Here is an 18670-nt window from a genome sequence, read left to right as displayed (position 1 = left end):
CGACTTAGCGTCCCGACGGCGGCAGCACGACGTTTTCATCTGCGATGATCTCATCGCCCGGCATCAAGGCACGGGCACGGCCGGTTTTCTTGGCTTCATACATGCGTTTGTCCGACAGCTCCACCAATTCGGGCCAATCTTCCAGGCCGTCGGCGGTGCGCTCGGCCACACCAATGCTGGCGGTGAGCTTGTGATCGTCGGGGCGTTCGCCCAACCAATTGTCGACAATGCGTTGCACCACCAGGCGGGTGCCCTCCATATCGGTGTTGGGCAGAACAGCCAAAAATTCTTCGCCGCCCCAGCGCACGATGACGTCCGAACCACGCAATAAACTCTGCAAGTTCGACGCAAACATCACCAAAGTCTTGTCGCCTTCGTCGTGGCCGTAGGTGTCGTTGATGGATTTAAAGTGATCCAGATCGAAGAAAATGATGGTGAACGAAGCATGTTGGCGGATCGACACGCGGAACTGCATATCGATGATTTCCGAACCGCTTCGCCGCGTAAAGCACCCCGTCAGCGGATCGAGGCTCGATTGCGCCACCAGTGTGATCATGTAGCGCAGCTGAGAAATGCCGGCAAACAGAGACACCGCCAAAATCAGCATCGCCAGCCAAAGCGTGCCGATGTAAGTGTCCCACGAAAATGTCTCACTCAGGGACGCGCCATAGGCCGTCAGCAGTAAAAACGGAATGCCGAACAGCAGCGTTTCAACCACGGTGAGCGGAAAGACGCTCAAACCCGCCAACACGATGAACGGCAGCAAAGCATAAAGCTGATAGACGATTTGCCCCATCATGGACAGCTCGACGGTGTTGAACATGGGCAGCGTCGCCAGATAAAACACCGGCGGGCCCAACAACATGACCACCATCATACCAAAGGCATTGCGCGCCGAAGGCTCGATCTTCCATGGCCAAGCCAGCAACAAAAACACGCCGCCCGAAACAAGCCGCATGCCCGTCAACATCACCCATTGGGGATAGGGGAAGACGAAGAAGTCAATGATTGACCAGAGCGGAATAAAAATCGCAAACAAGAAAGACACCAACTGAACACGCCCAATGATGTAACTGACGCGGTGACGACGCAGATACGGCGAATGGGGCGTGGCGATCAACAAGTGATAGGCTTGGTCCCAAGAAACGTTGAGTTCTTTAAGGAAGCGGTGAATTTGCATTGTGGTTTCGATCAGAGCTTAAGGTTGCAACAGGCGCCAAAGGGGATAATGCCAAATGCCACGAGCCCGGGTCAACCTACCCAGCCATCACAATTTTTGGAAATAACGTATTGAAGATGTGCGCGTTTTCTAAGATTTAGTAAGGCGTAGTTTTGAATGAGCGTAACGAACCTGACAAGAAGCTGACACTTAACTGAAATAAATCCTATAAGAACCCGTCGCCCTCATCATCCGGGGGCGGCAAAAATTCTTCTTCTTCGGGATTGAATAATTCATCCACATAAGAAAATTCTTTGCGCAAGCCACTGCGTGCCAACAATTTGTTCTGCGCGGCTTCGGGGAAATCGTTGAACATGATGACACCGCGCTCAATGAGGACGTTCACCAAATCCTCGAACACACGAATCAGACCCATGTCCGATTCCATCAATTCGCGTTGTGCGCGTTTCTCCGGGCTCTCTTGGGACAAAAAAGACCCAAGCTGACGGTCATTGGCACTGATAAATTCAGAGCCTTCGGCTTCTTCACTCAGAACGGCGATGATGCGGCCTTCTGCATTTTTCATCACGTAGGGCATTGAGGTTCACCTAATTTCTGGTTGAACGGTTGACGTTGTTTTGAGTGTAACGGCTTTGACCGCCGACAGCCAAGTCCTATTGGAACAGGTCCGACAGCTTCACTAAGCCACGCTTTCCCACTTTGGTGTGAAATTCGATGTCAGAAGCTTCATTGACACCTGTGCCGAGATCACGGCGCAAATCGGTTTTGCGGGGGGGATTCACAGGGATTTGTGAGAGGTCAACGTCAAATAAGACATCATCGAAGCGAAGCGCATCCCACTGGGCTGAGGGCCACGTCACGCCGGTGAAGCGATACTGCCCCCCATGACACGCCGCGATGGTCCAAAAGAACCCCTTCGACGACAGCTCCAAACCGTCCGCAGGTGGTCCGAAAACGCCGTCTTGGTCCAACGCGTCCACAATGGCCGTGACCTCATCCGCGTCCAGTTGGAAGTTCACCGTTTTCCCGCGCCAAGGGTTCAAGAGGTCGGAAGGAGACGAGAGCTCCAGCTCTCGCAAATTTTCGCCGCCAATGACTTGAATACGCATCGCGCCTTCACCATCCAAATCATAGGTGCGTATTTGTTCCGTGTAGACCCCGTTGTAGACCATGCGATATCGGCTAGACGGGAGGGCGGCACAGGTATTTTGAAAGTCTTCACCCTCTAGATAAGAGAACCACTGGAACTTGCGCTCAAACGGATTTTCTGTGGGGCCCATGGCCTCACAGCCCACCAGCCCCACCACCAGTGCGAGCGCACCCAGAACCTTAGTCGGCTTCGATAATTTCGAAGTCATGGGTAATCTCCGCAGTTTTGCTCAACATGATCGAGGCCGAGCAGTATTTTTCCGCCGACAACGCAATGGCGCGCTCAACACGCTTGGGGTCAATTCCCCGGCCCGTGACTTTAAAATGCACATGCATTTTGACAAAGACTTTGGGTTCGGTGTCGGCCCGTTCCGCCGTGATTTCAGCGACGCAGTCGGTCACGTCTTGGCGGGATTTTTCCAAGATGTTCATCACATCGATGGACGTGCATCCGCCCATGCCCATCATCATCAATTCCATCGGGCGCACACCGCGATCTTCCCCACCGAAGTCCGGCGAGCTGTCCATAATCACACTGTGGCCGCTGTCGGGTGTTCCTTCAAAGGCACGTTTTCCCAGCCACTTCACTTCAGCTTTCATTTGGGCTTGATCCTTCGTTTCATCAAAACAAATCCGGGTTGGCGAGAGCATACCACCAACCCGGACCGAAAGCAGGCAAATCTGACGCTTTATTGTGACGGCAAATCGAACAAAACCACTTCGACCTCACCCTTGGCTTTGATGTGCAGAAGCGTCTCGGCACTGATCGCGGCCGAGCCCCGCTCGGGCACCTTCACGCCGTTGATTTCAATGCTGCCCCGCGCCGGAACCACATAGGCTAAGCGACCGTCTTCCAGGGAGACCTCGGTTTCTTCACCGTCTTCTAAAATAGCAGCCTTGAACGCAGCGTCGGCATGAATGAACAGTGCCCCGTCCAGTTCTTGCCCACCGCGCCCGGACACCAGCGTCACAAATCCGTGAGAGGCGTGATGACGGTCGAAGTCCCGCTGGTCCCAACGCGGCGCGTGGCCTTGTTTGTTGGGGTGCACCCAGATTTGAAACAGATCCAAATCTTCGTCTTCCATATTGTATTCCGAGTGGCGAATGCCGGTGCCCGCGCTCATGACCTGGACTTGGCCCGCCGCCGTTCGGCCTTGGTTGCCCAAGTTGTCTTCATGACTAACCGCGCCTTTGCGGATGTAGGTGACGATTTCCATGTCCCGGTGAGGATGAAGGGGAAAGCCCGTGCCACCCTTGATTTGATCATCGTTCCACACGCGCAAGGGACCAAAGCCCATGCGATCGGGGTCGAAGTAATCGGCAAAGCTGAAATGGTGCACGGCTTTGAGCCAGCCGTGGTCTTGGTGTCCAAAATCGTTCAAGGTCGATACGGTGATCATAGCGCTCTCCTTTCAGGCGTTGTCTTAACCTACAAGATAAGCGGTCACCTAGATATGGACAATCCACACAAAAGGCACAATACTGTTTCAAAATAGGAAACAGATACCATGGATACATTCTCCGCCATGCGGGCCTTTATCACCACCGTGGATAAAGGCAGCTTTTCCGGGGCCGCGCGCGCATTGGGGACATCCAAGGCGACCTTGTCGAAACAAGTCGCAGCCTTGGAAGACCATTTGAACGTGCGTCTATTGCACCGGACCACGCGCAAGCTCAACTTGACGGATGAGGGGCGCATCTATGTCGATCGTGCGCGACAAATCCTGGAGGATTTGGAAGACGCCGAAGACGCCGTTTCGCCGTCCACGGCTGAGCCCCGTGGCAAGCTGCGCATCAGCGCGCCGCATACCTTTGGCGCCATGCACCTGTCAAATGCCCTGGCGTGTTTTGTCGAACGCTATCCTCTGGTCGAATTGGACATCGAATTTTCCGACCGTTTGGTGAATTTGGTGGACGAAGGCTTTGATCTGGCGATTCGCATTTCGAAACTTAAAGATTCCAGCCTGATCGCGCGCCGTTTGGCCCCGGTCAACATCACCCTGTGCGCCGCCCCCAGTTATTGGGAAAGACGCGGCAAGCCCAACCATCCGTCCGAGCTGTCTGAACACACGGGCATCATCTATTCGTTTCTCTCCACACCGGGTGAATGGCACTTCCAAGACAAGGGGAAACCGCTCAGTGTGAAGATGCACGGCAACCTCACCACCAACAACGACGTGGTGATCCGCGCCGCCGCCCAACAAGGCATCGGCATTTTTTACGGTCCCGCCTTCATCGTCAGCAATGCCCTGCGTAAGGGAGAATTGGAAACCGCGCTGGAAGACTATTCGACCGATCCCTTGGGGATTTACGCAGTCTATCCGTCCAGCCGCAACTTATCGCCCAAAGTGCGCGCCTTTGTCGATTATCTGGTGGAGTGGATGCGCCACACCCCCGATTGGGAAGATGTCAGCGAAGCTCCGTGACAAAAAAAATATCGATTTTTTGACTTTTTTCTTTTGTATTCGCCTAAGAGGCGTACCTATATCTTCACTGATGATGGGGATATTCAGGGGACCCACGAATAACAGGGGCGACGAAAGCTTATGGGTAGAAGCGCACTCAACACAGGTGAATTTCCGACAACCGCACAAATCAGCGAACCGCCACTGGACCTTCCGGTTCCTTTGGAAGGACGCAACTACTGTGGCGAATTGGACATCCACATCGACCGGTCCGGGGCTTGGTTTTACAACGGTACCGCAATCAACCGCAAAGAAATGGTGTGCCTGTTCGCATCCACACTTTTGCGCGCCGACGACGGGTCATACTGGCTGGTGACGCCCACCGAAATGGGCTGCATTGAAGTCGAAGACAGCCCGTTCGTCATCACCGAGATGTTCACCAGCGGCGCAGGCGAAGAAACAACCATCAGCTTTTGCACCAACGTGGACAAAATGGTCACAGTGTCCGAAAATAGTCCGATCTTAATGAAGCCGTCGCCGCTCACGGGGGAAATGACCCCATACGTGGTTTTGCCCGGCAACATTGAGGCCCGCCTTGAACGGTCCGTTTATTACGAACTGGTCGAACACGGCGTGGAAATGGATTTAGATGACGAACTGATTTTCGGCGTGTGGAGTTCCGGCTCTTTTTTTCCACTGGGGTCCATGCGCGAAACTGACGCGTAACATATATGGAGCCCTGCCCTTGGCGATAAATATCGATCGCAACTGGATCGTTGAACGGTTATCCACGTCCGAACGTTCACCTGAACGCGGCGATCACGATCTCAACCCCGACTACCGTCCCGACAAGCCCTTAAAACCGGCCGCCGTCTTGGTCGGTCTGGTTGAACGCGACGAAGGCGTGACGTTGCTATTGACCCGGCGCACGGACCATCTGGAGCATCACCCCGGTCAAGTGAGTTTCCCCGGCGGTCATGTCGACCCCGGCGACGTTGACGCCATCGCCACCGCTTTGCGCGAAACCGAAGAAGAAGTCGGCATCACTGCCGAGCACATCGACATCGTCGGACGCCTGGACACCTACGTCACACGCACGGGCTTCGAAGTCGTGCCCGTGGTTGCCATGATCCGCCCGACGTTTGACCTGACCCCGGACCCCCACGAAGTGGCCGAAGTCTTCGAAGTGCCGTTGACCTTTTTATTGGACCCCGCCAACCACCACCGCCATGAACGTGAGTTTGAAGGCGGGAAACGCTATTTTTACGCCATGCCCTATCGCGACTATTTTATCTGGGGCGCCACGGCAGGGATGATTATGGACCTCTACCAAACCTTGGTGCACACTCAACCCAGTGAGGCCCCGGCATAAACGGGGCCCGAAGGAAAAAAGATGTTACGCATCGTTTTGACATATGTATTGCCGCTGGCCCTGCCGACGATCATGTATTTGATCTGGACCGCCTGGGTCACGAAAAAAGTCCGCGACAACCGCGCCAAGGCCAAAGCCGAAGGCACTGAGGGCGACCACACCGAGCCCGAAGACTACGACATCAAAACACCTTGGTTCCGCCTGATCTTGGCAGGGGTGGGACTTTTGGTCGTGAGCTTGCTGATCTCGGTCTTTTTCAGTCCGAAGAACCCCGAAGACAGCGTGTATCAGCCTCCACACATGGAAGGCGACACCATTGTCCCCGGACAGTTTGTCCCCGCCGACAAAGCCAAACCCCAAAACTAGATCAGGACCGGCCCCTTGGAACCCACAGGACTGATCGCTCCCCAGCCATGGATGCGCTGGCCCGAAACACAGGCCGTCATGAACGCGTTTCACAAAGCGGGCGCTGAGGCGCGCTTCATTGGCGGGTGCGTGCGTGACGCCGTGTTGAGGCGCGCCGCAAAAGACATCGACATCGCCACCCCTTTGGAGCCCGAAAACGTTCAAGCCTTATTGGAAGCAGATGGCATTCACGTTATCCCCACGGGCATCCAGCACGGTACCGTGACCGCCGTCATCGGCAATCATCATTTCGAAATTACGACCTTGCGTGTTGATGTCGAAAACTTCGGGCGCAAAGCGCGGGTCGCGTTTACCGACGATTGGACCCAAGACGCCGCGCGCCGCGACTTCACCATCAATGCCATGTCGTGTGATGAAGACGGCAACGTCTACGACCCCTACGACGGTTTGGACGATTTAGGCAAAGGTCAGGTGCAATTTGTGGGCGAGCCTGAGCAGCGCATCGAAGAAGACGTTTTGCGCCTGCTCAGGTTTTTTCGCTTCAACGCCGAATACGGCAAGCCGCCCATCAACGGCAAGGCGCTCCGCGCGTGCCGCAAGTTGGCCCACCGCCTGCCTGAACTGTCCGGCGAACGGGTGCGGGGCGAACTGTTTCGCATCCTCACCGCGCCCCACCCGGCGGACACCATCACGTTGATGCGCGGTGAAAAAGTGATTGAGCACATTCTCCCCGAAGCCGGTGACGTCGGGCGGCTGCGCATGCTGCAATGGCTGTTGGAGCGCGCCGTGCGTTTCGACGGCGTCGAAATCGATCCCGTGCGCCGCTTGGCCGCCCTGCTGGACCCAGGCTTAAGCCCCGCCGAGGTCGAAGCCGTCGCGGTGCGACTAAAGTTCTCCAACCGCGAAAAGAAACACCTTTTGGCCATGACCGCGCCGGGCCCCACAATCTTTGAAACCATGAGCGAGTCCCAATTGCGCCAAGCGCACATGGATGTGGGCAGCGACAGTGTTGTGGACCGGGGGCTTTTGGCTTGGGCGGCAGAATTGGCTCTGGTCTCTCACCTACCCCGGGACCGCACAGAGCGCTGGCGCTCGCTGATTGAAACGGCCATCACCACCCAAATCCCGCCCTTCCCGCTGCGCGGCCAAGACGTCATTGACTTAGGGGGGCTGCACGGCCCTGAAATCGGCCAGGCACTGAACACCGTGAAAGACTGGTGGCGTTCACAGGACTTCCGTCCGAACCGGGAAGATTGCTTGGACCGGCTCAATCACGTTCTGAGAACCTAAAGTTCCCGGGTTTGGCGCAAAGCTTCCCCCACCACCATCGCCGCCGCGACCGCAATGTTGAGCGAGCGGGTGTTGTCGGCCATGGCAATGGTGATGCGCGCATCCACAACGTCGTGGACATAAGCCGGCGCGCCGGTGCTTTCGGAGCCCAAAAGCAACACATCGTCCGGCTGGAATCGGAAACCTGTGTATAACTCATCCGCCTTGGTCGTCAAAAGCACCACTCGGCGCCCCTCATCTAATTGTCTTTGTTGACGAAATTCGGTCCAAGACGTGTGCCGGGTGACCTCAGCTAAGTCTAAATAGTCCATCCCCGAACGTCTTAAGTGCTTACTTGAGAAGACAAACCCGCAGGGCTCGATGATATCAGCGTGAATATCGAGGCATGCACACATGCGTAAAAGTGTTCCGGTGTTTTGGGGGATATCGGGCTGAAATTGGGCTAAGTTCATGATTTTAGGTACTTTTCCAGGTTTCACTTCGCAACCGCAAACTTATTATATTAGAGTCAGTTAAAATTTTCCCTTTTTTCTAGTGTGGATTTCCATTATACGTGTGCCGAATGCGAGCAGGTCTATTCTTTGACAGGCTCGTTTGAACGTTTGGCAGGGTGGCTAAACGGGCAGCGCAAATGCGGTCCAAGGGGTGGATCTCAACGTCTACCCCTATAAAAAAAGCTTCCCGCCGTGAGCTTGTGAAAAGCCTGTGACCAAGGTCAGGAAAGGCGTCATCATGACGGATAATCCCACGAACACTCCAGAGGTAGACGGCCCTCGCCGTGACTTCCTTTTGCTATCCACTACCGCGCTCGGCGCGGCGGGCGTAGCCACAGCGGCTTGGCCCTTTATTCACTCCATTAACCCCGCCAAAGACACGTTGGCTCTGGCTTCGACCGAGGTGGACTTGTCCTCCATCGAAGTTGGTCAGTCCATCACCGTGATGTGGCGTGGTAAGCCGGTCTTCGTTCGCCACCGCACCGCAGCCGAAATCGAAGCTGCAAGCGCCGTGGCTGTGGACGACCTGCGCGACCCGCAAACGGACGCCGATCGTGTGCAAAAGCCTGAATGGCTGATCACCGTTGGTGTTTGCACCCACTTGGGCTGCATCCCGTCCGGTCAAAAAACCGGTGACGACCGCGGTGAATTCGGCGGTTGGTACTGCCCGTGCCACGGTTCGCACTACGATACATCCGGCCGCATCCGCAAGGGTCCGGCTCCGCTCAACCTCCCGGTTCCTCAGTATGTCTTTACTGATGAATTGATGATTAAGATTGGATAAGCGGTCATGAGTAGCAGTCAATATTCGAACCGCTTGGTTCAATGGATCGATGATCGGTTACCGATTTTTTCCTACGCCGATCACAACGTAATTTCGTACCCCACGCCGAAAAACCTGAACTACTGGTGGAACTTCGGTTCTCTCGCCGGCATCGTTTTGGTGATCATGTTGGCCACGGGTATTTTCTTGGCCATGCATTACCAGCCGCACGTTGATGTGGCTTTTGCATCGGTTGAACGCATCGTGCGCGATGTCAACTACGGTTGGCTCTTGCGCTATCTGCACATGAACGGCGCGTCGATGTTCTTCATCGTCGTCTACATCCACATGTTCCGCGGCATGTACTACGGTTCCTACAAGGCGCCCCGCGAAATCTTGTGGATGGTTGGTGTTGTCATCTATCTGTTGATGATGGCCACCGCGTTTATGGGTTACGTTCTGCCTTGGGGCCAAATGAGCTTCTGGGGTGCAACGGTTATCACCAACCTGTTCTCTGCATTCCCGGTTGTCGGTGACTACATCGTGACATGGATCTGGGGTGGTTTCTCGGTCGATCTTCCGACCATCAACCGCTTCTTCGTGTTCCACTACCTGTTGCCGATGGTCTTGGTCATGGTTGTTGTGGTTCACCTGTGGGCGCTGCACGTTCACAAGTCCAACAACCCGCTGGGTATCGACATCAAAACCCCGCAGGACATGATGCCGTTCCACCCGTACTACACCATCAAAGACTTGTTCGGTCTGGGCATCTTCCTGATCTTCTACATGTTCTTTGTTTTCTACGCGCCGAACTTCTTCGGTGAGCCGGACAACTACATCCCGGCCAACCCGATGGTGACGCCGCCGCACATCGTCCCGGAATGGTACTTCTTGCCGTTCTACGCGATCTTGCGTGCTGTCGAAAGCAAGCTGGGTGGTGTGTTGTTGATGTTCGCAGGTGTGTTGATCCTGTTCGTGCTGCCTTGGTTGGATACGTCCAAAGTCCGTTCCGGTAAGTTCCGTCCGGTCTTCAAGCAGCTGTACTGGATCTTCTTCCTGGACTGCATCTTCTTGGGCTACATCGGCTTCCATTCGCCGACGGATCTGCTCTTGGGCATGGAAATGCTCATCTGGGGTCAGATCGCAACCGCTTACTACTTTGCTCACTTCCTGATCATCTTGCCGTTGCTTGGTAAACTCGAAAAAACCAAGCCTCTGCCGAGCTCGATCTACGAAGAAGTGGCGAAGAACTGCCGCGCGAAGGAGGACTAAGCCATGCGTAAACTGTTTATTGCAGCAACCGTGGGCTTAGCCCTTGGACTGAGCGCCACTTCGGCAACCGCCGCTGGTGGAGCCGTGAAACCCGTCGACATCGACTGGTCCTGGGAAGGCATGTTCGGTACGTTCGACCGTGAGGATGTGAAAAAAGGCGGACAGATCTTCTTCGAAGTCTGTAACGGCTGTCACTCCATGGACATGGTTGCCTACCGCAACTTGGTCGACATCGGCTGGACCGAAGACGAAGCCAAAGAATTGGCTGCCGAGTACGAAGTCACCGACGGCCCCGATGACGAAGGCGAGATGTTCGAACGTCCCGCGCGTCTGTCGGACCGCATCGTTGCTCCGTATCCGAACGACAAGGCAGCCGCTGCTGCCAACGGCGCAGTTCCGCCGGATCTGTCGGTCATGACCAAAGCCCGCAAGGGTGGTCCGGACTACTTGTACTCCCTGTTGGTGGGTTACAAAGACGAAGCTCCGGAAGGTGTCTCGATCCCCGAAGGCTTGAACTACAACGAATACTTCCCCGGTCACGCCATTGCTATGGCGCAACCGCTTTACGGCGAAAGCGTAGAGTTCCCGGATGGCACAGAAGTCAGCCTGGAAGAAGAAGCAAAGTTGATCACCACGTTCTTGGCTTGGGCTGCAGAACCGGAATTGGAAGAGCGCAAAGCGCTTGGCCTGAAAGTTCTGTTGTACCTCATCATCCTGACCGCCATGTTGTATGCGCTCAAGCATCGCATCTGGAGCCGCGTGTGCTTGGACGAGTACACCCACGGTCCGTATGAATCACAATACCAAGCTGACCTGGACAAACAAAAGAAGCTTTAATCGGCTGACTTGAGTTTGGTTAAACACAAAGCCCCCGTCTCGCAAGAGACGGGGGCTTTTGTTTTGACAAACCCAGCGCGCGCAGCACTGATTAGCGTGGACCAGAACGTTACGTGTCTACAGCCCGTCTTTCTCATCCGGGCGCCGATAAAACGTTGAGCGCTTCGGGTAGCTGATGTTGGCCGACCATTTTTTGCGCGGCTTGCGGCGCTTTTCATTTTCGATCTTTTGGGCGTTGTCGCCGTAGGTCCAAAACTGGTGCATGACCCGTTCCATGTCGTCGTCGGACAACAGCTCCGGCTCACCCATGGACAGGACCAATTGATATTGCTGGGCCAGGACTTCGACTTCGACCGCCAAGCTCAAAGCCTTTTCCAGGTTGTCGCCGTAAGCGATCATGCCGTGGTGGCTCATCAAGCACGCCCGGCGCCCGTCTAGGGCCTCTAAGACCGCCTCGGACAGTTCCGGCGTTCCAAACGGCTCATAACGGCAGCACCGGATGCTTTTGCCGCCCGCCACCGCGACCATATAGTGGAACGACGGGATTTCTTTGTTGAGACACGCCAGCGCGGTGCAGTAGGGCGGGTGGGCATGCACGATGGCTTTGGCGTAGTTGCGGCCGTTGTAGATATCCATGTGAAAGCGCCATTCGGAAGACGGCACATAGTCGCCTTCGACCACGTTGCCTTCGAAGTCCATGTAGACAATATCTTCGGGGCGCAGCTTGTGATACTTCACCCCCGACGGCGTCACCAAAAAGCCACCGCCGTCTTTGTCGGGCACGCGCACCGACACATTGCCCGACGCGCCCGCGCTCAACCCTGTCGAATTTAGAGCAAGTGCGGTTTTGATGACTTTTTGACGCAGATCCACAAACTGCATGGACTAGACCCCAAGCGCGTTCGGATAAAGATTGCGCAAACCGTCTTCGGACGCGTCGCACACGCCTTGTTCGGTGATCAGCTTGGTCACCAAGCGGCGCGGTGTGACGTCGAACGCCGGGTTGCCACCTTTGGAGCCTTCGGACACGATGCGCACGTTGACCACGTTGCCGTTCATGTCCTTGCCGTTCATCTGTGTGACTTCGGCATCATCGCGTTCTTCGATGGGAATGTCGAAACCGTTTTGAATGGTCCAGTCGATGGTCGGCCCCGGCAATGCGACATAAAACGGCACGCCGTTGTCATACGCGGCCAAGGCTTTCAGGTATGTGCCGATCTTGTTGCAGACATCCCCTGTGAACGTGGTGCGGTCGGTGCCGACGATGCACAGATCGACTTTGCCGTGCTGCATCAAGTGACCGCCTGCGTTGTCCACAATCACCGTGTGCGGAATGCCGTGCTGGTTGAGCTCCCACGCGGTGAGGCTGGCACCTTGGTTGCGCGGACGGGTTTCATCGACCCAGACGTGAACCGGAATGCCGGCTTCGTGCGCTTTGTAGATGGGGGCGATGGCCGTGCCCCAATCCACGGTGGCGAGCCAACCCGCGTTGCAGTGGGTCAAGATATTCACCGGACGGGATTTGTCGGCTTTGATCCAGGCTTCTTCGATCAAGGTCTTACCGTTTTCACCGATGGCGGCGCAAATCTCGACATCTTCGTCGGAGATTTCATGGGCCCGCTGCCAGGCTGCGGCAAAGCGCTCTTCCGGTGCCAAGCCCGCTACAACGGACTTTTGCTCATCGATGGCCCAGCGCAGGTTCACTGCGGTCGGGCGGGCTTCATAAAGGGTTTTATAGACCTTATCCATGTTGGCGTCGGACGGATCGGCTTTCAGGCCCAAGGCATACCCATACGCTGCCGTGGCGCCGATCAAAGGCGCACCGCGCACCAGCATGTCGAAAATTGCATGCGCGGCTTCTTGAACCGTTTCCAGACGCACCGTTTCAAATTCGAACGGAAGTTTGGTCTGATCGATGATATCCACCGCTTGGCCATCGCTAGACACCCAGATGGTGCGCATGGGCTTGCCGTTGACTTTCATATTCTAAAGCTCCCCTTAACCCTTCAATACGCGTCCGGCGACGGCGTCTAGTTTTTGCATCATGTCCTGATCGCGTGCGTCCGGTGCGGTGATGATGGCGGTGTCCAGTGCGGTTTGGCAGCCCTCGGAACAGGTGTCCGTGCGGCCCGACAATTTCGGCGCGACAGTTTTAACCAAGTTGCGGCCTTTGTCGGCGTTGCCCATCAACGTTTTAATAATGCTGTCGACGGTGACGTGGTCGTGGTCGGGATGCCAGCAATCGAAGTCCGTGACCATGGCAACGGTGGCGTAGCACATCTCGGCTTCGCGGGCCAATTTGGCTTCGGGCATGTTGGTCATGCCGATGACGTCACAGCCCCAGCTACGGTACAAGTTCGATTCAGCCTTGGTGGAGAACTGCGGACCTTCCATGGCGAGGTACGTGCCACCGCGCTGAAAGTCCAAACCGATCTCATTGCCGGCTTCCTCCAAGGCATCGCCCAGACGGGAGCAAACGGGATCACCCAGCGCCACGTGTGCCACAAGACCGGGGCCGAAGAAGCTTTTGGTGCGCGCAAAGGTGCGGTCGATGAATTGATCGCAGATCACAAATTTGCCAGGCGGCAGGTCTTCTTTAAGCGAACCGCACGCGGACACGGACAAAATCTCCGTCACGCCCGCGCGCTTCATGGCGTCAATGTTGGCGCAGAAGTTCAAGTCCGATGGGGGAATGCGGTGGCCACGTCCGTGACGCGGTAAAAACACCATCTTTTGGCCGTCCAACTCGCCAAACAGCAACTCATCGGAAGGCTCCCCAAAAGAGCTTTCGACCTTGCGCCATTCGGTGTTGGCCAGACCATCGATTTCGTAAATACCACTGCCGCCGATCACGCCGATGACGGGTGCAGAACTGGGTGTCGACATGGAGACACTCCCCCTAAACAAGTTCAAAACAGGTGCAAAAAAGTGCTCCGATCTTTTAGCACGCACATGGACCGGAGAACAGCCCTTGATATGCCTTGAACAGCGTCTTGGGATCGTACAAAAAGAGAACTTATTATCGACAGAACAACCAACGCGTATATATACTCATGATTGCCAACAAGACCCGTTCCACCTATGAAGAGATTCCCGGCATGCGCCTCCTCCTCGCTTTTACACTGATGGCCCTGTTTGTCGCAGCGCAGGTCCCTGCCAACGCCCGGGCAGGCGACGCTTCACTGCTGGACCGGGTCTATGGGCAGCCCCACGACAGCAAGGTGTGGATGAGCGAGATCACGTCTCAAACTTTACTGCGCATGGGGCACGTCGACTTTCCGCTGTCGGTGGATTTGGATCTGGCCGTGGAAGCTGAGCGTGCCGAGCTGGGCCAAATTCTAGACTTCGACGCCCCGGGCCCCCGCTTCGCTTTTATCTTCGACGTTCAGCAAGCCAAAGCCCGCCGCCGCGTGGTGAATTTGAAGGGCGTTCCGTCCACTGTATTTCTCGGCTATGGCGGAAAAGCATTGAGCGTCGCGCCCGACGATCCCATTTCCTCCCTGTCGGAAGTCCAACGTCTGTCCTCCAATCGCAACTTGGCGCAGTCATACCTCAACCAATCGGGGCTCAATAAATCGGGCGGATTGGGTGAGCCCATTCTTCTGAGCTACGAATACGACAAGGCTCAAATTCATGCCACCCGCGCCATGAGTGTTACCACCTACGTCATCGACCGGCACAAACGCACGTATGTGAAATCGAATTTCGACATCACCGACGATCGGCGTTTTGAAGTCGCCTACCGGGTGTCCAGTTATGACCCCCGGCGCGAGACCATCCGCAACACCAACGACAGCGAAGAAGATGTGGATGATTTCGAAAAGGACAGCCTCGACGTGAAGCTTTCGTCCCTGTTTAAGGACTACCTCACCAAGCGCTCCCAGGCCGTCGCCATCAATAATCCGGTCGCGCTCCGCAAAGCTTGGATGAAGGATCGCAACATCAATTTGGCCAACGTCAATGCCAACACCTTCGACGACCGGCCACTCAATGACCCACGGTTCGACAGCGTCGTCGCCATCTACACCGGCGCAGGGTCATTGGGCACGGGCTTTTACGTCACGCCGACGGTGGTCATGACCAACTGGCATGTGGTCGAAGATCACCCCTTTGTGGAAATGAAGACCTATGACGGTCGTGAGACCTTTGGCACCGTTTTGGGTAAGGACGCTTTGTTGGATGTCGCCTTGGTCAAGGTGGAGCTGCGCGGGCGCCCCGTCGCCTTTTATACCGGAAAGTCTGTGGATGTCGGACACAGCGTAGAAGCCATCGGCCATCCCAGAAGGATGGAGTTTTCCATCACACGCGGTGTCGTTAGCGCCATCCGCCGTCACTATTCCATCAATTTGCCGTATGGTGCGGGGGACAAAGTCCTCTACATCCAGACCGATGCGCCGATCAATCCCGGCAATTCCGGTGGGCCGTTGTTTTTGGGCAACCGTGTCGTCGGCATGAACACGTGGGGACGAAATGATGGCGAAGGCCTGAATTTCTCGGTCCATTATTCCCAACTGATGAACTTTATGAACGACCACTTGGCGGGCTACTCCGTCTCGCCCGCAGGCCCGAAGAAGGAAGTCAAACGATGAAGCTAAAAGCCCTTGGAGCCGTGATCGTTACGGCATTGTTATTGTCCGGCTGCTTAGGCCCGAACAAACCGCGCATGGGCATGGTGGTGGATGAGGACACCGGCATCATGTACGGCTCGGCGATTGAGCGGAACTTCGTCACGGATGCCTCATTTTATCACAACAGCAAAATGAAAGTCCGCACGCGCAACACGTCCGGCGACGAAGCGTTTGACTTGTCCCAATTCACCGGCGATTTGAAATCAGCTTACGAAACCAACGGCTACACGCCGACAACGGCCGATGACTTTGGCCTGCTGGTTGACGTCAACGTCATGTACAGCGGCCAAGTTCAATCCTCCCAAGCCGCCGCGTATTCTTGGTTGGGCGGCGTGCTGGGCTCGACATATGGCGGAGACACCCGGCGCGGCATCATCACCGCCACCGCAACCGGTGCGGCCCTGGGCCACATCATCGGCAGCTTTGATCGCGACAATACGTATATGGTGGTGGCACGGGTCACGTTCGGCATCGTCAAACCCTTCAAGGAAAGCCGCAAGCGCGTTACCTTTAGCCGCAGTGAAAAGCTTAAAAACATCGATGACCCCAACGAAGACGAAAAGGTCATTCGCGGCGGGTTTCGCAAAACCTATACGACCGAGCTTGCCATTTATGCCGGTGGCAAAAATGTCGCCCAATCTGAAATCACCGAAGAAGTTCGACGCCGCGCCGTGCGCATCTTGGCGGATCTCATCTAAGCGAAGGGCTTACTGGATCAAAGCGTCCAGCTGATCCATTTCCAAGCTGCTGCGCACCACGGCATTGGATGTGTTGAAGTTCAACTTGATAATGGAGCCGTTCGACGAAATCCCCTGTCCATGGCCGCCGCTTTCTGTGGTTTGAATGAAATCGACTTTAAACGAGGAACCGTCCGTACATTCCGCCGTTGCCATGCCTTGCGCACCGACCACCGTCATCAGCGACGCCCGACTGGTCACCCGGCTGGTGCCGTCGCAGGCCACACTGCCGTCCAAGGTTTCAATTTTGATGGTCCCGATATCACCGGGCATCACCGTCACTTCACCGAAAAACTGCTGGCCGGTGCCTTCAAACGTTCCGCCGACAGAGTATTGAGCACACGCCGACAGGACCGCAGAGGTCAACACCAGGCCGAAAATATTTACAAATTTGGTGCGCATTTTTGCCCCCTTGAAACACATACAAACTAGACGCGTAACAAGATATATATATTATTATGGTTGTCCATACTGGTGATTGATTTATTCTGTCCTTCCGTTACTTAAAGATGATGTGTGTTGAGGGTTTGAGAGCCAATGTTTCAGCAAGTCGGTATTCTTCGTATTTTGGTGGTGCTATCAGCGGGCGTGGGGTTAAGCGGCTGTTTAGCTGCACATTCCGCCTTTTCGAAAGTCAGCCAACAAAAGGGGAACGCGCACTGCGCGGACCTGTTCAATGCCCCGGAATTCGCAGTTCTCAAGGGCAAAATGCCCATTCTCCCGGGGGAACTGCCCACCCGCGAAATGATCTTGAGCAACGCGCCCATCAGCGAAGAAGAAGGCCACGCGGTCAAGGCCTTGGAAGGCGCAATTCGCGCGTGCCACGCCCTGCGCAACACCGCCGACATGCCGACATCGGCCACCGAAGAAATTGTCGAACAGCGCCTCAGCAATTTGCGCTACGGCTTGTTCAAGGGCGAAATCCCCTTCGCCGTTTACAATTACGGTTTGGCCAAAGCCCTGCGCGAACAAGCCAAGTTTCGCAACAGTGGCGTCGTAGCCGCCGAACAGGGCCGCAAAATCGGGGAGCAAAAAACCGCGCAGATGGTTCAACAAGTCCAGCAACAGATGCGCATGAACCAACTGCAAAACCAGCTGAACGCCTATAACCAAAATCTCTACACCTACAACCAAAATATCAGCACATACAACGCCAACGTCAACACGCTCTACAACAAAACATGGACCTGTTCCAGCAGCGGGTCGTATTCATACTCGTGTTATTGATTAGATGTTGAAGTGGGGAAGATGGGGTCTAAATCAATTTACTCTGACCCTATTGGATACAGAAAACTCTCTAAAAGGGTTTGATAAAACACTTACACCTCTTATGATTGTTACGGCTGTGTGTGATCGAGCTAATTAGTGACATAATCGCTGGGAGGAAGAAAAGTGCGTTCCAAGCTAGTCGAAATGAAAATACGAAACCTGGGTTGTATTGGTTCAGATGGACTTTCAATCCCTCTAAACGATATTGCCTGCTTAGTTGGAAAAAATAATTCAGGGAAGTCCACAGTTCTTGATGCCTATGAGCTTGCTCAAGGAGGCAAACAGCTTCCTCGCGGGGCACGATGTAAGCTAGCTGGGGATAGGGAACCAACTGAAATCATATTGGACATTCATATTCCGGAGGGGATTGGGAATGTGGCGGAAGAATGGAAGTTTGTTCCTCCTGAAAACCCTGAAAATCTGCGAATAGTTAGAAGTCGATGGCAGTGGTTTAGAGAGGGCGATAAGCCAGAGAGAACAACTTGGAAACCAAATGAAAATGCTCAGACCATTGAGGAGGGTGATTGGGCTAGCGAAGGAAATGCTGCTGGGTTGGACAATGTTTTTAAAAGTCGATTACCAGCCCCTATAAGAGTTGGGTCATTGGAAGAGCCTGACGTGTATCACAAAAAACTTTTGAAGTTGATTTTGAGCCCAATTTCAAAAGTCATAAAGACCAAGTTATCTGACAAGGCATCAGATATTGGAAGTGCGTTATCTGCATTGATTGAAACTGTAAAGGGTACAACTGATCAGCACCAAGATAAGGCAAATGAGGCGGCAACTCATATTGATAATCGGTTTTCAGAAGTGTTCCCTGGGATGGGACTCCAGATAAATCTAAATATGTCAGAGCCTGAGATTGACCCTCTTAAATTACTCGCGGAAGGTTCTGGCATTGTGTTCGG

Annotated in this window: 22 protein-coding genes; 12 read left to right on the top strand and 10 right to left on the bottom strand. The window is 54.9% G+C overall.

The window, feature by feature from the left end; all coding sequences use genetic code 11:
- Positions 1-4: 4 nt before the first annotated feature.
- The 5 genes from V5T82_RS13260 to V5T82_RS13240 all read right to left on the bottom strand — a co-directional run bounded on the left by V5T82_RS13260 (position 5) and on the right by V5T82_RS13240 (position 3729).
- Positions 5-1180 carry a GGDEF domain-containing protein gene (locus tag V5T82_RS13260; RefSeq protein WP_332896134.1) on the bottom strand — a complete coding sequence of 392 codons (1176 nt, stop codon included), beginning with the start codon at positions 1178-1180 and terminating at the stop codon, positions 5-7.
- Positions 1181-1385: 205 nt separating this feature from the next.
- The gene (locus tag V5T82_RS13255; RefSeq protein ID WP_332896133.1) at positions 1386-1757 is read right to left on the bottom strand and encodes a hypothetical protein; all 372 of its coding nucleotides are present in this window, start codon (positions 1755-1757) and stop codon (positions 1386-1388) included.
- A gap of 76 nt (positions 1758-1833) precedes the next feature.
- Positions 1834-2538, bottom strand: coding sequence for a hypothetical protein (locus V5T82_RS13250; protein ID WP_332896132.1), 705 nt, complete (start codon positions 2536-2538; stop codon positions 1834-1836).
- The gene (locus V5T82_RS13245) at positions 2510-2929 is read right to left on the bottom strand and encodes an OsmC family protein (protein ID WP_332896131.1); all 420 of its coding nucleotides are present in this window, start codon (positions 2927-2929) and stop codon (positions 2510-2512) included. The genes V5T82_RS13250 and V5T82_RS13245 overlap by 29 nt, the downstream gene beginning before the upstream one ends.
- An 89-nt stretch (positions 2930-3018) precedes the next feature.
- Positions 3019-3729, bottom strand: coding sequence for a pirin family protein (locus V5T82_RS13240; protein ID WP_332896130.1), 711 nt, complete (start codon positions 3727-3729; stop codon positions 3019-3021).
- 108 nt (positions 3730-3837) lie between these two features.
- Between V5T82_RS13240 and V5T82_RS13235 the strand changes: the two genes are divergently transcribed.
- From V5T82_RS13235 to V5T82_RS13215, 5 genes are all read left to right on the top strand, one after another.
- Positions 3838-4755 (top strand): LysR family transcriptional regulator, encoded by a 918-nt coding sequence (locus tag V5T82_RS13235; protein ID WP_332896129.1) that lies wholly within the window; start codon positions 3838-3840, stop codon positions 4753-4755.
- Between the two features lie 120 nt (positions 4756-4875).
- Complete coding sequence (locus tag V5T82_RS13230) at positions 4876-5460, top strand: DUF1285 domain-containing protein (RefSeq protein WP_332896128.1); 585 nt, start codon at positions 4876-4878, stop codon at positions 5458-5460.
- A 19-nt stretch (positions 5461-5479) separates the two neighbouring features.
- Positions 5480-6106, top strand: coding sequence for a CoA pyrophosphatase (locus V5T82_RS13225; RefSeq protein WP_332896127.1), 627 nt, complete (start codon positions 5480-5482; stop codon positions 6104-6106).
- Positions 6107-6127: 21 nt separating this feature from the next.
- Positions 6128-6472, top strand: coding sequence for a hypothetical protein (locus V5T82_RS13220; RefSeq protein ID WP_332896126.1), 345 nt, complete (start codon positions 6128-6130; stop codon positions 6470-6472).
- Positions 6473-6487: 15 nt separating this feature from the next.
- Positions 6488-7762, top strand: coding sequence for a CCA tRNA nucleotidyltransferase (locus V5T82_RS13215; protein WP_332896125.1), 1275 nt, complete (start codon positions 6488-6490; stop codon positions 7760-7762).
- On the opposite strand, the gene V5T82_RS13210 is transcribed toward V5T82_RS13215, so the two are convergent.
- Positions 7759-8214 (bottom strand): tRNA (cytidine(34)-2'-O)-methyltransferase, encoded by a 456-nt coding sequence (locus tag V5T82_RS13210; protein ID WP_332896124.1) that lies wholly within the window; start codon positions 8212-8214, stop codon positions 7759-7761. The genes V5T82_RS13215 and V5T82_RS13210 overlap by 4 nt on opposite strands.
- Positions 8215-8494: 280 nt before the next feature.
- On the opposite strand from V5T82_RS13210, the gene petA reads away from it, so the two are divergent.
- The 3 genes from petA to V5T82_RS13195 are packed head-to-tail and all read left to right on the top strand — an operon-like array spanning position 8495 to position 11128.
- The gene (gene petA, locus V5T82_RS13205; protein ID WP_332896123.1) at positions 8495-9040 is read left to right on the top strand and encodes a ubiquinol-cytochrome c reductase iron-sulfur subunit; all 546 of its coding nucleotides are present in this window, start codon (positions 8495-8497) and stop codon (positions 9038-9040) included.
- A gap of 6 nt (positions 9041-9046) precedes the next feature.
- A complete protein-coding gene (locus V5T82_RS13200) occupies positions 9047-10291 on the top strand; it encodes a cytochrome b (protein WP_332896122.1) in 1245 nt (414 codons plus the stop codon).
- 3 nt (positions 10292-10294) lie between these two features.
- A complete protein-coding gene (locus tag V5T82_RS13195) occupies positions 10295-11128 on the top strand; it encodes a cytochrome c1 (RefSeq protein ID WP_332896121.1) in 834 nt (277 codons plus the stop codon).
- A 117-nt stretch (positions 11129-11245) separates the two neighbouring features.
- On the opposite strand, the gene V5T82_RS13190 is transcribed toward V5T82_RS13195, so the two are convergent.
- From V5T82_RS13190 to V5T82_RS13180, 3 genes are read right to left on the bottom strand one after another with little or no spacing between them, the layout of a single operon-like run.
- Entirely contained in the window at positions 11246-12010 is a 765-nt protein-coding gene (locus V5T82_RS13190; RefSeq protein WP_332896120.1) for a class II aldolase/adducin family protein, read from the bottom strand.
- A 3-nt stretch (positions 12011-12013) separates the two neighbouring features.
- Entirely contained in the window at positions 12014-13111 is a 1098-nt protein-coding gene (gene mtnA, locus V5T82_RS13185) for an S-methyl-5-thioribose-1-phosphate isomerase (protein WP_332896119.1), read from the bottom strand.
- Between the two features lie 15 nt (positions 13112-13126).
- Positions 13127-14014 (bottom strand): S-methyl-5'-thioadenosine phosphorylase, encoded by an 888-nt coding sequence (locus V5T82_RS13180; RefSeq protein ID WP_332896118.1) that lies wholly within the window; start codon positions 14012-14014, stop codon positions 13127-13129.
- Between the two features lie 167 nt (positions 14015-14181).
- Here V5T82_RS13180 and V5T82_RS13175 point away from each other — a divergent pair, with 167 nt between their 5' ends.
- The gene (locus tag V5T82_RS13175; protein ID WP_332896117.1) at positions 14182-15717 is read left to right on the top strand and encodes a S1C family serine protease; all 1536 of its coding nucleotides are present in this window, start codon (positions 14182-14184) and stop codon (positions 15715-15717) included.
- Positions 15714-16454, top strand: coding sequence for a complement resistance protein TraT (traT, locus tag V5T82_RS13170; RefSeq protein ID WP_332896116.1), 741 nt, complete (start codon positions 15714-15716; stop codon positions 16452-16454). Before V5T82_RS13175 ends, traT begins: the two co-directional genes overlap by 4 nt.
- Before the next feature lie 9 nt (positions 16455-16463).
- Here traT and V5T82_RS13165 read toward each other — a convergent pair whose 3' ends face one another.
- Positions 16464-16895 (bottom strand): hypothetical protein, encoded by a 432-nt coding sequence (locus V5T82_RS13165; RefSeq protein ID WP_332896115.1) that lies wholly within the window; start codon positions 16893-16895, stop codon positions 16464-16466.
- A gap of 135 nt (positions 16896-17030) precedes the next feature.
- Here V5T82_RS13165 and V5T82_RS13160 point away from each other — a divergent pair, with 135 nt between their 5' ends.
- Together V5T82_RS13160 and V5T82_RS13155 are read left to right on the top strand one after the other, a co-directional pair.
- Positions 17031-17720, top strand: a complete 690-nt coding sequence (locus V5T82_RS13160; RefSeq protein ID WP_332896114.1) for a hypothetical protein — start codon at positions 17031-17033, stop codon at positions 17718-17720.
- Positions 17721-17885: 165 nt separating this feature from the next.
- Positions 17886-18670, top strand: a 785-nt coding sequence (locus V5T82_RS13155) for an AAA family ATPase (protein WP_332896113.1), incomplete at its 3' end; no start/stop codon positions are given.

It is taken from the genome of Magnetovibrio sp. PR-2 (assembly GCF_036689815.1).
Classification (GTDB): Bacteria; Pseudomonadota; Alphaproteobacteria; order Rhodospirillales; family Magnetovibrionaceae; genus Magnetovibrio.
The sequence above is the reverse complement of the archived record's forward strand: the minus strand, read 5'-3'. Positions and strand labels throughout refer to the sequence as shown.